The following is a 14,271-nucleotide window of genomic DNA, read 5'->3' as shown; positions in this document are numbered from 1 at the left end:
GCGTCCGGAGCGTCGGGGGCGCGCCCCGCACCCCGCTCCGTGCGCCGCTCGCGGCGCCCCGGCACCGGCGGGCCGGCAGTCGAGCAAGAAAGGCACGCGGTGATCCAGCAACGAGCCGCACGGACGCGCCGACGCGTCCTGGAGGCGGGCGCGGTGGAGTTCGCCCGCCGGGGCTACGCCGCCACCACCCTCACCCACATCGCACACACCGCGGGGGTGACGATGGGGTCGATCACCTTCCACTTCGCGGCGAAGCGTCAACTGGCCGACGCGGTCTGCGAACTGGGCCGCCAGATCACCCGCGAGGCCGTCGCGCTCGGCGTCGAGCGCGCGGCCGGCCCGCTCCAGGCGGTGATCGACCTCACCCACCTCCTGGTGCGGCTGCTCGGCGAGGACGACCTGGTGCGCGCGGCGAGCCGGTTGGGCGGCGAGGACGGGGCCCGGGACGGCTGGTACGGGGCGTGGCTGCCGGAGTTGCACGCGGCGAGCACCCGCGCCGACGAGGACGGTGCGCTGCGGGCGGAGGTGACCCCGGCGACGGTGACCACACTGGCGGCCGGCCTCGTCGCCGCCGCGGAGACCGCCGCCCTCCAGGCGGCCTGCGCCCACACCGGCACCACGGACACGGCGCAACTCGCCTGCTCCTGGCGGGCGTTGCTGCACGCCGTGGCCTCCCCGGAGGCCGCCCGGGGCCTTCGCCCCACCGCCCCCGACAGCCCCAAGTGGCCTGCGAGCCCTAAGGCTACGAGGGGCGCTCAGGACCGGTAGGGCCCGGCTGCGACCCGGGGGAGTCGGCCGCGAGTCGGCGGGCGCGGTGCCTGGCGACGTTGAGGCGGTTGCCGCACAGCTCGGGCATGCAGTAACGGCGCCGCCCCGCCTTGCTGGTGTCCACGAACATGCCGTCGCACACGGGTGAGGCGCAGTGTCGGATGCGACGGTGGCCGAGCGTCCGCAGCACCCCCAGCAGCCCGGTGCCGATCAGGGCGGCCAACTCGTCGGCCAGTGAGGCCCCTTGGCCGGTGGCGACGTACCACTGCCAGCGCCCCTCCGCGTCCCGTCCCAGAGACGGGACCGCGCCCGCCCGCCCGACCAGCGCGTTGGCGCCCTCGGCCACCCGGTCCTCGCTGTCGGCTTCCAGCAGCGCGCGCAACTCGCCGCGCAGCGCCAGCACTTGCGCCAAGTCCTCCTCGTTCGGCCGGCGGCCGGGGGTCGCGGGGGCCACGGGAATCTCGTGCTCGACCAGGAAGCGGCCCAACGCGGCCGGGTCCACGAGCAGTTCGCCCGTGCTCCTGCGGACCAGGGCGGAGGTGTTGACGAGTTCGGTTGCGACGCCCGCCCCGAGCGTGTAATCGGAAAAGGAAAACTTCACGCCTTACTCCACGCTAGGGTAATCGGAGAACGCCGACTATACCCGTTACCTTTGGAGGGATCGGCTTGAGTGCGCATACTCAGCCCGCCCAGTGGAAGCTCCGTCAGCGCGTACCGGTCGCTGCCGGCGAGGTCGCCACCGGCGTCTTCGGAGCGGGCCCGCCCGTCGTCCTCGTCCACGGCACCCCCGCCTCGTCCTACCTCTGGCGGAACGTCGTCCCCCTCCTCGCCCGCCACCACACCGTCTACGTCTGGGACTTGCTGGGCTTCGGCGCCTCCCGCATCGCCTCCGGGGCTGCCCCCTCCATCGCCCAACAGGCCCGCACCCTCGCCGAACTCGTCGACCACTGGGGCCTTTCGGCGCCCGCGCTCGTCGGGCACGACATCGGCGGCGGCGCCGTCGTCCGGGCCCACCTCCTGGAGGGGGTGCCGGCCTCCCGCCTCGCGCTCCTCGACGCCGCCGTCCTCGGCCCGTGGAACACCCCCTTCACCGAGCACCAGCAGCGCTACGCCGAGGCGTACCGCACGATGCCGACGGACCTCTTCGACGACCTCGTCGCCTCCCGCCTCCGGACCGCGGTCCACCGGCCGTTGTCCGAGGAGGCCGCCGCTGCCTACCGCGCGCCCTGGGCGGGGCCCGAAGGCCAGCGGCGCTGGGTCGACCAGGTCTGCGCCGTCAGCTTCGAGGACACCCGTGAGGCCGTGGGCCGGCTCGGCGAGATCGCCGCGCCGACCCTCGTCCTGTGGGGCGCCGAGGATGCGTGGCTGCCCACCACCACCGGCGACCGACTCGCCGCCGCCATCCCCGGCGCCGAACGCCGCACCGTCCCCGCTGCCGGCCACTTCCTCGCCGAGGACCAACCGGAGGAGACGGCCAGGGCCCTGATCGACTTCTTCGCCCGCTGAGCGGCGACTGACCGGGGCGGCCGAGCCGATCGGCCGCTCCGCTCTGCCTCACAACCGCCCGTCCCCCCACCGCGGGCCGCCCTCGGCCCAGGCCCGTTCCCACTGGCCGGCGCGCCGGTGTCGTAGCCACGCCCGCAGGCCCCAGACGGCACCGGCCACCACGCCGCACCAGGTGACCGCCGCCACCGCGCCGACCAGCGTGGCCGCGACGGCGCCGCCGGCCGGGTCGAGCGGTTCATGGGCGAGCCGCCCGCCGCGGTCCAGCCACACCGTGATCCCCGACCCCGCCCTGCGCCCGGCCTCGACCTGGGTGGTGCCCCGGTGGGCGGAGCGCTGCGCATCGCGCCAACGGATGGCGACGCGCACGGTGTTGTCGCCGCCGTAGCTGGAGAAGACGCCCGTCGGCCGCCCTTGCGCGTCGTCCACCAGGAAGGCGGTGGTGGGATACCGCTCCCGACGCTGCTGCCGGAAGGCGTCCTGCGCCGCCAGCCCCGAGCCGACCCCCACCGCGGGCCCGCCGACGACCACCAGCGCCGAGGCGACGAGCAGGGCGGCCGCCTCCAGGACGTCCGACGGCCGCCTGAGCGGATTCCGCCGCCAGCGCCACAGCGCCTTCCCCGGCCTCATGCGCACGCCTCCCCGCACCCGCACCGCGCCCCGCACCGCGGAGCGCCCGCACCGTCCACGACCCATCCGAAAGGGACTTTAGGGCCTGACCGCCCCTGACCCATCGGACCGGCCCTGGCGGCGAGCCGTTGGCCCGACATGTGGTCAACACGGCGTCAATGGGGGGAAGTTGTGCTAGTGGCGGCGGGCGGCAGGTTGGCGGGTCCCGCCTCGCTACGCGCGCACCGGCGCGACCGTCACCGCCGTCATCACCAATCCCGAGCCGATCAGCCAGCGGCCGGTGAAGGTGTCGAGACGGTGGCCGTCCACCAGGGGGCCGGGGACGAGGAGTTGGGCGGTGAAGGTGGCGTCGGTCGGGTCGAGGGTGAGGCGGGCCTCCTCGAAGCCGAGCCAGCGGCCGGTGAGCGGGTACCAGGCTTTGTAGACGCTCTCCTTGGCGCTGAAGACCAGGCGTTCCCAGCAGATCTCCGGCTGGTGCGCGGCGAGTTGGGCGAGCTGGGCGCGTTCCTCGGGGAGCGTCACCAGGGGCAGGATGCCGGGGTCGCCCAGGGGAGCGTGCGGTTCGGCGTCCATGCCCAGGGAGCGCAGGTCCGTCGCCCGGGCCACCGCGGCGCCGCGGTAGCCGGTGCAGTGGGTCATGGTGCCGACGATGCCGTCGGGCCAGCGCGGGGCGCGGCCCGGCCCGGGCAGCACCGGCGCCGGGGCGATGCCGAACGTGGCCAGGGCCCGGCGGGCGCAGTTGCGGACCGTGCCGAACTCCCGCTGCCGCTTGTCCACCGCCTGGGCCACCAGCGCGAACTCCTCCGGGAACATCTCCTCGACCGGGTCGTCGGCGAAGGACTCGGCGGTCGCTATGGGCGCCGGGAGCAGCTTCTCGATCACGCGGGGACTCCGGTCGTCGCAACGGGCAGGATCTGGACCGGGCGGCCGGGGGAGCCGGCGCGGCGCCGCCATTCGCGAGGGTAACCGAGCGACACCTCCTGGTGCGGCACTCCGTCCCACACGATCAGCCGGGGGATGTGCAGATGGCCGTAGACCACGGTGGCGGCCCGGAACCGGCGCGACCAGTCGGCGGTGGCCTCCGTGCCGCACCACAGGGCGAACTCCGGGTACCACAGCGGACGGGTGGGTTCGCGGACCAGCGGCCAGTGGTTGATCAGGATCGGCGGCAGGTCCTCCGGGAGCGCGGCGAGCCGGGCCTCCGTCTCCTCGACCCGGGCCCGGCACCACGCCTCGCGGGACGGGTACGGGTCGGGGTGGAGGAAGTACTCGTCGGTGCAGACGATGCCCGCCTTCTCGGCGATCTGGAGCGCCTCCTCCTTGGAGCCCGCGCCCGGCATGCGGAAGGAGTAGTCGTAGAGCAGGAAGAGCGGCGCGATCACGACCGGGCCGCCGGCGCCCTCCCAGACGGGGAAGGGGTCCTCGGGGGTGAGCACCCCCAACTCCCGGCAGATCTCCACCAGATGCTCGTAACGGGCCACGCCGCGCAGCTGGATCGGATCCTTGGTCGGGGTCCACAGCTCGTGGTTGCCGGGCACCCACACGACCTTGGCGAACCGACTGCTCAGCACGGAGAGGGCCCAGCGGATGTCCTCGACGTACTCCCCGACGTCCCCGGCGACCAGCAGCCAGTCGTCGTCGGACTGCGGGCGCAATCGCTCGACGATCTCGCGGTTCTCGTCGTACCGGACGTGCAGATCGCTGACGGCCACCAAGCGGCCCTCGCGGGACGCGGGGGCCGGCGTGGCGGTGGCGTGCTCGGCGCCTGGGGCGAAGGTGCGGATCTCGTAGGTCACCTCAGCAGTAAAGACGGTGACGCGAAGAGAAGTGAAGCGCCTCCCGGGATCCAGGGGGTGTGCCGTGGGGGAGCCCCTACGGGACGGTCGGTGGGAGGGGGCGCCCCGGGGCGTCGACGGCGGTCACCGCACGCCGGGGGAGGGGGCGCCGCCGCGCCGGATGCGGGTGGCCAGCCACAGGTCGAAGCGGTCGTCGGGGTCGTCGAGGCGGCGCCCGGTGAGGTCCATCGCCTTGTCCAGGCGGTTGCGCACGGTGTGCCGGTGGACGCCGAGCCGACGGCTGGTGGCGTCCCAGGCGCCACCGGTCTCCAGCCAGGCGGCGAGGGTGGCGATCAACTCCTCGCCGTTGTCGGCCAGGTCCAATGGGCCGAGCACGGTGTCGGCGTAGCCGTGCAGGGTGCGCCGGTCGCCGAGCTCCAACAGCAGCCGGGCGGCCTCGCTCTGCCGGGCCTCCGCGGGCGCCCCGCCAGTCCGGCTGACGGCCAGCAGCCCGGTCGCCTGCCGCAGCGAGACCCGCACCGCCTCCGGCGCGGTGGCCGGGCCGATGCCCGCCGGGCAGTGCGGCGCGAACCGGCCGAGCACCGCGTGGATGTCCAACTCCTCGCCGACCACCGCCTCGATCACCGGCACCGGCGCGGAGCCCGGCCCACCGGTCACCCGCACCAGCCCGCCCGGCATCGCCAGCGCCAGATCCGCCGCCATCTCCTGCGCCGCGGCCTCCGACAGCCCGGCCGCCGAGCGCGCACCGCCCGGACCCCGCGGGCCCGTGGCGGGCGCGGCCTCCACCACCACCGCCCGCACCCGCTCCGCGGACAGCCCCACCGACGCCAGCATGTCCCGGGCCCGCTCGGCCACCAGGTCCTCGCCGGCCAGCAGCTCCGACAGCAGCGCCGACCGCCGCCGGCGCTCCGGCTCGTCGCGCAGATGGCGCCGCTCCAACTCCAGCGAGAGCAGCGAGATCAGCCCGGGGACGACGGACCGCGCGGCGTCGTCGGGCCGCCCGGTGAGCAGCAGCAGACCGCGCAGCCGGCGGGCACCCAGCGGCTGCACCTCCAACTGCCGGCCGCCGGCCGTACTGCTCGCGCTGCCCCGCAGCCCCCGCGCGGCGACCCGCTCGATCAGATCGTGCGCCTGCTCCAGGGGCGCGAGCGGCTCCTGTTCGGCGGTCGCCAACTGCCGCCCCAGGGGGTCGAGGACCGTGGCGCCGACCCCGGTGGCCGCCGTCCACTCCGCCAGCATCGGCTGGAGCCCGTCGCTGGTCGCCGCGGCGGCGGTCAGCCGCCGCTGGGTGGCGAACGCCCGGTGCAGCACCTCCCGTTGCTCGGCGGCCCGGGCGTCGAAGACGGCCTTGGTGACCGCGATGAACGGCACCTCGTCCGGCACCGTCAGCAGCGGCAGCCCCGCCTCCCGCGCCGCCGTCACCAGCGGCTCAGGCGCCCGTTGGTACGGCAGCCCCTGCCCCAGCCCGAGCGCCAGGCAGGCCGCGCCGCCCTCGGCGGCGTCCCGCACGTACGCCCGGCAGGCGGCCGGCTCCATCGGCAGCAGCAGCCCGATGGTCATCAGCAGCTCGCCGCCCTGCAACCACTTGCCCGGGACCAGCAGGTCGGAGACGGTCGCCGCCTCGATGGTCCGGGACAGCAGCTCCGGCGGGACGTCGTAGGTCAGCGACAGATGGAGATCGGGCTGTGCCAGCAGATCCGAGATACGCAGAGGCATAGACATAGTGTCCACCACATATCTATTGGATGGACGATCGGGCGATCGAGTCCTGGCGGCGGGGGGCCTAGGTTCACACCACCGCGGAATCCGCCCCTCGTTTCCCCGTAGTGGCCCGCGGCCCCTCTCCACACATCCCGTCGCCACGCCCGAGGAGTAACCATGGATCCCACGGCACCCATGGAAGACACGAGCGAGGGGCGAGGCTCCCGCATGATCGAGGTCCGCTCCATCGACTACGTCCCCGTCCGCGAGCGGCACGGGAAGGTGTGGCACCAGGGCCCGTTCTGGTTCACCGGCAACTTCGTGCTGACCACCATGGTCACCGGTTTCCTCGGCCCGGCCCTCGGCCTGAGCCTGCCGCTCTCCGTGGCGGCCGTCATCCTCGGCGCCTGTTTCGGCACCTTCTTCATGGCCTTCCACGCCAACCAGGGCCCCCGGATGGGGCTGCCGCAGATGATCCAGTCGCGGGCCCAGTTCGGCATCCGCGGCGCGATCGTCCCGTTCGCCGCCGTGGTCTTCGTCTACGTCGGCTTCAACGTCTTCAACGTCGTGCTGGCCGCCCAGGGCCTGCGCACCGTCTTCCCCGGCGGCACCACCCTCTGGTACGTGCTGATCATCGGCGTCGCCATCGTGCTCGCCGTCGTCGGCCACGACCTGCTGCACCTGGTGCAACGCTGGCTCACCTACGTGCTGATCGCCGTCTTCGGCGTGCTGACCGTCGGCGCCCTGATCCACCTCGACCCGCACTCCGCGGCCGCCGGCCACGCCGCGCACGGCTCCTGGACGTCCTTCCTGGTGGTCTTCTCCGCCGCGGCCGGCTACCAGATCAGCTACGCCGTCTACGTCTCGGACTACTCCCGCTACCTGCCCCGGGACGTCCCCGCCCGCAAGGTCATCTGGTGGACCTACGCCGGCGCCGCCGGCTCCGCGGCCTGGCTGATGTCGCTGGGCGCCCTGCTCGCCTCGGCGCTGCCGCACCCGGACGCGATCAGCGGCATCCGCCAGGTCGGCAACGCGATCCTGCCCGGCTTCGGCACCTTCGCCGTGGTCGTCTCCTCGGTCGCCCTGGTCGGCATCATGGCCGTCAACGCGTACGGCGCGATGCTCACCACCACCAGCGCCGTCGACGCCTTCCGGAAGGTCAAGCCGACCGTCCGGATCCGGATCGCCGGCATCGTGGCCATCGGCCTGATCGTCTTCACCGTGGCGATGCTGCTCCCGGAGAACTACCTGGAGAGCTTCAACACCTTCGTGCTGATGATGCTCTACTTCCTGATCCCGTGGACGGCGGTCAACCTGGTGGACTTCTACTGGGTCCGGCGCGGCCACTACGCGGTCACCGCGATCTTCGACCCGTCCGGCATCTACGGCCGCTGGTCCTGGCGCGGCATCGTCGCCTACGTGGCGGGCTTCGTCGCGATGATCCCGTTCTTCTCCACGGCCTTCTACACCGGCCCGGTCACCAAGGCACTGGGCGGCGCGGACCTGTCGTTCATCCCCGGCCTCCTGGTCGGCGGCGGCCTGTACTACCTGCTCTGCCGCAACCTCGACTTCGCGGCCGAACGGGCCGCGATCGCCGAGAGCGAGCGCGAACTGGAGGGCGCGGGCGCGGAGAGCACGGAGGGCGCGGAGGGCGCGGAGGGCGCGGCGACGGCCGCGGAGGGCTCCGGCGCGTAGCGCGGCCCCTCGCAGCGCGGATGAGTCGCCCGCTTCATCCCGTTATGGTCGGTCGGTAGGGAGAGATCCCACCGGCCGACCGGCGTTTTCGCCACCGGCCAGGGCCGGCGACGGAACGGACCGCGGGAGCGCCGAACGGCCGCGCGGACGAAGGGAAGTGAGGCACCATGCCCATGCAGGCGGCGTTCCTGGTGGCCCCCGAGGGCACCGAACAGGTCGAGCTGACCAAGCCCTGGCAGGCGGTCACCGCCGCCGGCGGCACCCCCACGCTGATCTCCACCAGGCCCGGCCGGATCCGGGCGTTCCACCACCTCGACCGGGCCGACAGCTTCCCCGTCGACGTCACCGTGGACGCCGCCTCCGTCGCCGACTACGACGGCCTGATCCTCCCCGGCGGCGTGGCGAACCCCGATGCGCTCCGCCTCGACAGGGGCGCCGTCGCCCTCATCGCCGCCTTCTTCGAGACCGGCAAACCGGTCGCGGCCATCTGTCACGCCCCCTGGACCCTGATCGAGGCCGACGTGGTCCGCGGCCGCACCCTGACCTCCTGGCCCAGTCTGCGCACCGACATCCGCAACGCCGGCGGCGAGTGGGTCGACCAGCCGGTCGTGGTCTGCACCAAGGCCACCAACACCCTCGTCACCAGCCGCAAGCCCGCCGACCTGGACGCCTTCTGCACGTCCCTGATCGAGGAGTTCGCTAGGTAGCCGGGGGCGCCCAGGGCCTGTCCGATGGGCCAGGGTCGGACAGGCCTTAGGGCGCTGCTGACGGATCTCCGCGGCGTCGCGGCGTCTGGCACGCACGCTCGTGGCGTTGCCGAAATGCCCCCATAGCTCCGCTATGAAGCCATCCCGGCGCCTTGCGATCGCACGCACCAGACGCCGCTCCTTCCTCCACGGAGATCCGAAGCGCCCTAGACCTCGGCCCGCAGTTCTTCCAGCACCGCCACCGACTCCCCCGGAAGTTGCAACACCCCGTCGCCCTCCGGGAGATGAGGGTGCGGCCAGCCGGCCACGGCACGGAAGCGCGGCGTTCCGGTCGGGGAAGGAGGGGGCGGAGGGGCGAGGGGAACGGCGGCCGTCGTGCCGGGCGGGGCGAGGTTGACGGCCAGGCGGAGCGGGCCGCGGCGGAGGAGGAGCCAGCGGGCGTCCTCGTCGTGGGTGAGGTGGGTGTGGGCCGGGTCGGGGTCGGTCAGGGCCGGATGGCTGCGGCGCAGGGCGAGCAGCGCGCGGTACCAGGCCAGCAGGGCGGCGCCCGGCTCGGCCGACGGCTCGGACCAGTCGAGGACGCAGCGGTCGCGGGTGGCGGGGTCCTGCGGGTCCGGCCAGTCGGCGCCCAGGAGGGCCCCGGGCGCGGCGCCCTCCTGGGCGGCGAACTCGCGGCGCCGGCCGGCCCGTACGGCCTCGGCCAGTTCCGGGTCCGGATGGTCGGTGAAGTACTGCCAGGGGGTGCGGGCGCCCCACTCCTCGCCCATGAAGAGCATCGGGGTGAACGGGGAGCCGAGCACCAGCGCGGCGGCGCAGGCCAGCAGGCCGGGGGAGAGCGTGGCGGCGAGCCGGTCGCCGTGGGTGCGGTTGCCGATCTGGTCGTGGGTCTGGGCGTAGGCGAGCAGCCGGTGTGGCGGGGTCGTCCGCAGGTCCAGGGGGGCGCCGTGGCGGCGGCCGCGGAAGCTGGAGTGGCTGCCGTCGTGGAAGAAGCCGCCGCTGAGGGTCTTGGCGAGGGCGGCGAGCGGGGCGCGCGCGAAGTCGGCGTAGTAGCCGTGCGATTCGCCGGTCAGCGCGGTGTGCAGGGCGTGGTGGAAGTCGTCGTTCCACTGGCCGTGCAGGCCCAGGCCGCCGGCCGCGCGCGGCGCGGTGGTGCGCGGGTCGTTGCGGTCGGACTCGGCGATCAGGAAGAGCGGGCGGCGCAGTTGGGCGGCGAGCGCGTCCACCGCGGCGGACAGTTCGGCCAGGAAGTGCTGTGCGCGGTCGTCGTGCAGGGCGTGCACCGCGTCCAACCGGAGCCCGTCGATCCGGTAGTCCCGCAGCCAACTCGCCGCGCTCCCGAGGAAGTAGTCGCGGACCTCGTCGGAACCGGGGGCGTCGAGATTGACCGCCGCCCCCCAGGGCGTCTGGTGGGCGGCGGTGAAGTACGGGCCGAACTCCGGCAGATGGTTGCCGGACGGGCCGAGGTGGTTGTGGACCACGTCCAGGACGACGCCGAGCCCGTGGCCGTGCGCGGCGTCCACGAACCGCTTCAACCCGTCCGGACCGCCGTACGGTTCGTGCACCGCCCAGGGCGCGATCCCGTCGTAGCCCCAGCCGTGCCGCCCGGGGAACGGGCACACCGGCATCAGGGAGACGTGGGTGATGCCCAGGTCCGCGAGGTGGCCGAGGCGGTCCGCGGCCGCGTCGAAGGTGCCCTCGGGGGTGTACGTCCCGATGTGCAGCTCGTAGAGGACCGCGCCGGGCAGCGGGCGGCCGGGCCACGGGTGCCGCCAGGCGAACCGCGCGTGGTCGACGACCGCGCCGGGCCCGCCGGGACCTTCCGGCAGCCGGGCGGCGCGCGGATCGGGCCGGGGCGGCCCGCCGTCGAGCCGGAAGGCGTAGCGGTCGCCCTCCTGGGCCGTCGCCTCCGCGCGCCACCAACCGGGCCGGTCGGGGTCGCGGTCCAACGGGACCGGCGGCTGGCCGGACCGGTCGCCGGCCCACTGGAGGGCGACCCGCCCGGCGTTCGGCGCCCATACCTCGAACAGCACGGCTGTCCTCCTTCGTTGCTCCGGCCGACCGTCTTCCGGCCCGGCGGCCCGCTGCGGACGACGAAAGCACGCCGTCGCGCCGGACGAAAGGACGTGGCGCGGCGGCGCACCGACATCGCCTGGACACCGAGTCACCGCAGGCCGGACAATTGCGCCATGACTTCGCTCCAGTTCCCCGCGCGGCCCTCGGACGCCGACCGGGAACGCGCACTTGAGCTGCTGCGCGACGGCGCGGCGGAGGGACGGCTGTCCCAGGACACCTTCCTGCGCCGACTGGAACTCGTCCTCAGCGCCCAGCAGCACTCGGAACTCGCGCTGGCCACGGCCGACTTGGAGGACCGCGGCAAGGTGCAGGGGCTGGTGCTGCGGGCGGTCGGCCGGGTGTCGGCGTTCCACCTCCGGGTGCGCAGGGCCTGGCGCACGGAGCGGCTGCCGAAGTTGCTGCTGCCCGAGCCCGGGCCGTTCCCGCTGCGGATCGGGCGGGCGCCGGGCGTCGGCCTGCGGCTCAACCACGAGACGGTCTCCCGCAACCACGCCGAGCTGCGCAGCGAGGGCAGCGGCTGGATGCTGCGCGACCTCGGCTCGACCAACGGCACCTGCGTCAACGGCCGTCGCCTGGTCGGCGAGATCCAGGTCGGGCCCGGCGACCACATCAGGTTCGGCGAGGTCGACTACGTCCTCACCGAGCGCCGGGGTCTGCGCGAGCGCTGAGCGGTCGGGCGGCCCGGCCCGGACGGCGGCCCGCATGCCATCCGCCAACGGACCCGGCCCGCCTGATGCACCACGCGTACGCCACCACCGGTGAGCCCGAACGACCAGTTCGCCCGCCACACACGGCAATTGACGCATCGTCAGTACGTTTTCTGCGCTACCGCCCGCTACTCCCGCACGAGCAGGGCCACCGGCCACCGTTCGAGCAGGGCGGCCAGCCCGACCGCCGTCCCGCCCGCCAGCGCCCGGCCGGTCAGCGCCTCGCGCCAGTCACCGCCCGCGGGCAGCCGCAGCACGGTGTCCCACCAGCCGCCGGTCTCCCGCAGCCGCAGCGACAGCCGGGTCACCGCCGTCGCCACCCGCCCCCCGCGGACGAAGGCCACGCAGTGCTCGGCCGCCGGCCCCTCCGCGACCAGCGGCTCGTAGGACGCGGCGGCGCCGAACCACTCCGGGTGCGCCCGCCGCAGCCGCAGCGCGGTGGCCGTCAACAGCAGCTTCTCCGCGGACAGCTCGACCGGCGTGGCCCCGGCGTCCAAACTGGCGAGCAGCCCCGGTTCGAACCACGGGGGCTGCCGGTTGTCCGGATCGACCAGCGCCGCGTACTCCCGCTCGGTGCCCTGGTAGACGTCGGGAACCCCCGGCATGGTCAGGTGCAGCAGCGCCGCGCCCAGCACATTGGCCCGGACGAACGGGGACAGCTCCGCCTCCAGCGCGGCCAGTTGGTCGGCCGCCGCACCGCACGGCCCGCTGCGGACGAACTCCGCCACCCTCTCCTCGTACACCGCGTCCGGCTCCGTCCAGGACGTGCGCAGCCCGGCCTCCCGCACGGCCTTGAGGACCGCGGGCGTCAGCCGCTCCGCCGTCGGGCCCCCGGCGGCGGACGCGCCCAGGCCGAAGGCGGTCTGCCAGGCCGTCCACGACACCATCGGATCCACCGGAACCACATCGTCCGCGTCCTCGCTCCCGTCGGTCACCACCCCGAGCACGTCCCGCCAACGGTCCGGACACTCCGACAGCACCGCGATCCGCGCCCGCACATCGGCACTGCGCTTGGTGTCGTGGGTGGAGAGCACCGTGCCGCTCTCCGGCCAGTCCCGCTGCATCCGCGCGCAGTACTCGTGAAACGTCCCGGGCCCCAGCGCGGGTTCCCCCGGATCGCCCCCGACCTCGCACGCCGACAACAGCACCGGATAGCGGTAGAAGGCGGTGTCCTCCACGGACTTGGCGTGCAGCGCGGACGCGGTCTGCGCGAACCGGGCCGCGAAGCCCGCGACATCGGGGTCCGGCGGATGGTCCCCGCCCTCCCCACCGGAGGCGAACCGCCCCAGCGCCAGGTCGTGAACCAGGTCCACCGCCGCGGCCTCCTCCGGCACCCGGAAGGTGGCCCGGGCCCGTTCCGCCGCACTGCCCAGCATCGCCGCGTCGGCCGCGGCCCGGGCGGCGTCCGTGGCGTCGCCGGCATACGGGCGGTAGACCGGCAGCCGCACCAGGAGTTCCCGGACCGCCTGCCGCAGCGCCCAGGGCGCGTGGTCGCCCGGCCGCGGCACCCGGTCGCTGATCCGGGCCGCGGTCCGCACCAACCGCTCGACCTCGGACGCGAGTTCGTGCGCGACGACCTCGTAGGCGGCCCGGCGCACCGTCTCCTCCCAGTCGCCGCCCTCGTCGGCGAGCGGGGTGACGAAGTCGCGGTAGTGCGAGAACAGCCGCCCGACGCCCTGCGGGCAGACGAACAGCCCGTCGATGTGGCGCAGCGCGTCATAGCCGGTGGTGCCCGCGCACGCCCAGCCGTCCGGCAGCCGCTCCGCACCGGTGAGGATCTTCTCCACCACCGTCCAACACCCCTTGCTGCCGCCGCGCAGCCGCGCCAGGTAGCCGCCCGGATCCACCAGCCCGTCAGGGTGGTCGATCCGCAGCCCGTCGATGACGCCCTCCCGGACCAGCCGCAACACCGCCCGGTGCGTCGCGTCGAACACCTCCGGGTCCTCGACGCGCACCCCGATCAGCTCCGAAATGGTGAAGAACCGCCGGTAGTTGAGCTCGGTGCGGGCCAGTCGCCACCAGGCGAGGCGGTACCACTGCGCCTCCAACAGGCGCTCCAGCGGCAGCCGCTCCGTACCGGGGCGCAGCGGAAAGACCTGCTCCCCGTAGTGCAACAGCCCGTCCGCCACCCGGAACCGGGGCAGCTCGTCCCCGATCCGCCCCTCCAGGACGGGCAGCAGCAGCCGGCCCCCGTGACCGCCGTCCCAGTCGATGTCGAACCAGCGCGCGTACGGCGACGCCGGCCCCTCGCGCAGCACCTCCCACAGCGGCCCGTTCAGCGACAGCGGTGTGGGCACCGCCATGTGATTGGGCACCAGATCGACGACCAGCCCCAGGCCGTGCGCCCGTGCCGTCGCCGCCAGCGCCCGCAGCCCGTCCTCGCCGCCCAGTTCGGCCCGTACGGTCGCGTGGCCGGTCACGTCGTATCCGTGGGTGGACCCCGGCACCGCCTCCAGTACGGGGGAGAGGTGGAGGTGGGACACCCCCAGGGCGGCGAGGTACGGAACGGCCCGCTCGGCCGCGGCGAACGGGAAGTTCGGCTGGAGTTGCAGCCGGTAGGTGGCGGTGGGCGACGGACTCGAAGGCTGCGTCATGGGAACACCCGTACCCCGCCCGCGGCCCGTTCTGTCATCGGGTTGCGTCATCCCGGGCCGCCCCGCCCGTCGTGTCTTCGTCCGAACGGCCGGGCCG

Annotated in this window: 12 protein-coding genes; 5 read left to right on the top strand and 7 right to left on the bottom strand. The window is 74.2% G+C overall.

The window, feature by feature from the left end; translation table 11 throughout:
- Positions 1-99: 99 nt before the first annotated feature.
- On the top strand, positions 100-768 hold the full coding sequence (locus ACFVFQ_RS32675; RefSeq protein WP_383423049.1) for a TetR family transcriptional regulator: 669 nt from the start codon (positions 100-102) through the stop codon (positions 766-768).
- On the opposite strand, the gene ACFVFQ_RS32670 is transcribed toward ACFVFQ_RS32675, so the two are convergent.
- Positions 743-1,369, bottom strand: a complete 627-nt coding sequence (locus ACFVFQ_RS32670) for a CGNR zinc finger domain-containing protein (RefSeq protein WP_383423047.1) — start codon at positions 1,367-1,369, stop codon at positions 743-745. The genes ACFVFQ_RS32675 and ACFVFQ_RS32670 overlap by 26 nt on opposite strands.
- A 65-nt stretch (positions 1,370-1,434) precedes the next feature.
- Between ACFVFQ_RS32670 and ACFVFQ_RS32665 the strand changes: the two genes are divergently transcribed.
- Positions 1,435-2,274, top strand: coding sequence for an alpha/beta fold hydrolase (locus tag ACFVFQ_RS32665; RefSeq protein ID WP_383423045.1), 840 nt, complete (start codon positions 1,435-1,437; stop codon positions 2,272-2,274).
- Between the two features lie 48 nt (positions 2,275-2,322).
- On the opposite strand, the gene ACFVFQ_RS32660 is transcribed toward ACFVFQ_RS32665, so the two are convergent.
- The 4 genes from ACFVFQ_RS32660 to ACFVFQ_RS32645 form a co-directional block, all read right to left on the bottom strand.
- Positions 2,323-2,901, bottom strand: a complete 579-nt coding sequence (locus ACFVFQ_RS32660) for a hypothetical protein (protein WP_383423043.1) — start codon at positions 2,899-2,901, stop codon at positions 2,323-2,325.
- A gap of 213 nt (positions 2,902-3,114) precedes the next feature.
- A complete protein-coding gene (locus ACFVFQ_RS32655; RefSeq protein WP_383423042.1) occupies positions 3,115-3,783 on the bottom strand; it encodes a 4'-phosphopantetheinyl transferase in 669 nt (222 codons plus the stop codon).
- The gene (locus ACFVFQ_RS32650; protein ID WP_383423040.1) at positions 3,780-4,697 is read right to left on the bottom strand and encodes a metallophosphoesterase family protein; all 918 of its coding nucleotides are present in this window, start codon (positions 4,695-4,697) and stop codon (positions 3,780-3,782) included. The genes ACFVFQ_RS32655 and ACFVFQ_RS32650 overlap by 4 nt, the downstream gene beginning before the upstream one ends.
- Before the next feature lie 123 nt (positions 4,698-4,820).
- Positions 4,821-6,413 carry a PucR family transcriptional regulator gene (locus ACFVFQ_RS32645; RefSeq protein ID WP_383423038.1) on the bottom strand — a complete coding sequence of 531 codons (1,593 nt, stop codon included), beginning with the start codon at positions 6,411-6,413 and terminating at the stop codon, positions 4,821-4,823.
- A 162-nt stretch (positions 6,414-6,575) separates the two neighbouring features.
- Between ACFVFQ_RS32645 and ACFVFQ_RS32640 the strand changes: the two genes are divergently transcribed.
- Positions 6,576-8,093 carry a purine-cytosine permease family protein gene (locus tag ACFVFQ_RS32640; protein ID WP_383423036.1) on the top strand — a complete coding sequence of 506 codons (1,518 nt, stop codon included), beginning with the start codon at positions 6,576-6,578 and terminating at the stop codon, positions 8,091-8,093.
- A gap of 173 nt (positions 8,094-8,266) precedes the next feature.
- The gene (locus ACFVFQ_RS32635) at positions 8,267-8,800 is read left to right on the top strand and encodes a type 1 glutamine amidotransferase domain-containing protein (RefSeq protein WP_383423100.1); all 534 of its coding nucleotides are present in this window, start codon (positions 8,267-8,269) and stop codon (positions 8,798-8,800) included.
- Between the two features lie 206 nt (positions 8,801-9,006).
- Here the strand turns inward: ACFVFQ_RS32635 and treZ are convergent, their stop codons facing one another.
- Positions 9,007-10,830, bottom strand: a complete 1,824-nt coding sequence (treZ, locus tag ACFVFQ_RS32630) for a malto-oligosyltrehalose trehalohydrolase (RefSeq protein WP_383423034.1) — start codon at positions 10,828-10,830, stop codon at positions 9,007-9,009.
- Between the two features lie 156 nt (positions 10,831-10,986).
- Here treZ and ACFVFQ_RS32625 point away from each other — a divergent pair, with 156 nt between their 5' ends.
- The gene (locus ACFVFQ_RS32625; protein WP_383423032.1) at positions 10,987-11,541 is read left to right on the top strand and encodes an FHA domain-containing protein; all 555 of its coding nucleotides are present in this window, start codon (positions 10,987-10,989) and stop codon (positions 11,539-11,541) included.
- Between the two features lie 167 nt (positions 11,542-11,708).
- Here the strand turns inward: ACFVFQ_RS32625 and treY are convergent, their stop codons facing one another.
- Complete coding sequence (treY, locus tag ACFVFQ_RS32620) at positions 11,709-14,174, bottom strand: malto-oligosyltrehalose synthase (protein WP_383423027.1); 2,466 nt, start codon at positions 14,172-14,174, stop codon at positions 11,709-11,711.
- Positions 14,175-14,271: the final 97 nt, after the last annotated feature.

Origin of the sequence: Streptomyces sp. NPDC057743, assembly GCF_042798755.1 — a bacterium.
Taxonomy (GTDB): domain Bacteria; phylum Actinomycetota; class Actinomycetes; order Streptomycetales; family Streptomycetaceae; genus Streptomyces.
The sequence above is the reverse complement of the archived record's forward strand: the minus strand, read 5'-3'. Positions and strand labels throughout refer to the sequence as shown.

Bases quoted from the DNA above. Each gene is read 5' to 3' on its own strand.
- ACFVFQ_RS32660 (WP_383423043.1), bottom strand. From the start codon at position 2,901: ATGAGGCCGGGGAAGGCGCTGTGGCGCTGGCGGCGGAATCCGCTCAGG.
- ACFVFQ_RS32645 (WP_383423038.1), bottom strand. From the start codon at position 6,413: ATGCCTCTGCGTATCTCGGATCTGCTGGCACAGCCCGATCTCCATCTG.
- ACFVFQ_RS32640 (WP_383423036.1), top strand. From the start codon at position 6,576: ATGGATCCCACGGCACCCATGGAAGACACGAGCGAGGGGCGAGGCTCC.
- ACFVFQ_RS32635 (WP_383423100.1), top strand. From the start codon at position 8,267: ATGCAGGCGGCGTTCCTGGTGGCCCCCGAGGGCACCGAACAGGTCGAG.
- ACFVFQ_RS32625 (WP_383423032.1), top strand. From the start codon at position 10,987: ATGACTTCGCTCCAGTTCCCCGCGCGGCCCTCGGACGCCGACCGGGAA.
- treY (WP_383423027.1), bottom strand. From the start codon at position 14,174: ATGACGCAGCCTTCGAGTCCGTCGCCCACCGCCACCTACCGGCTGCAA.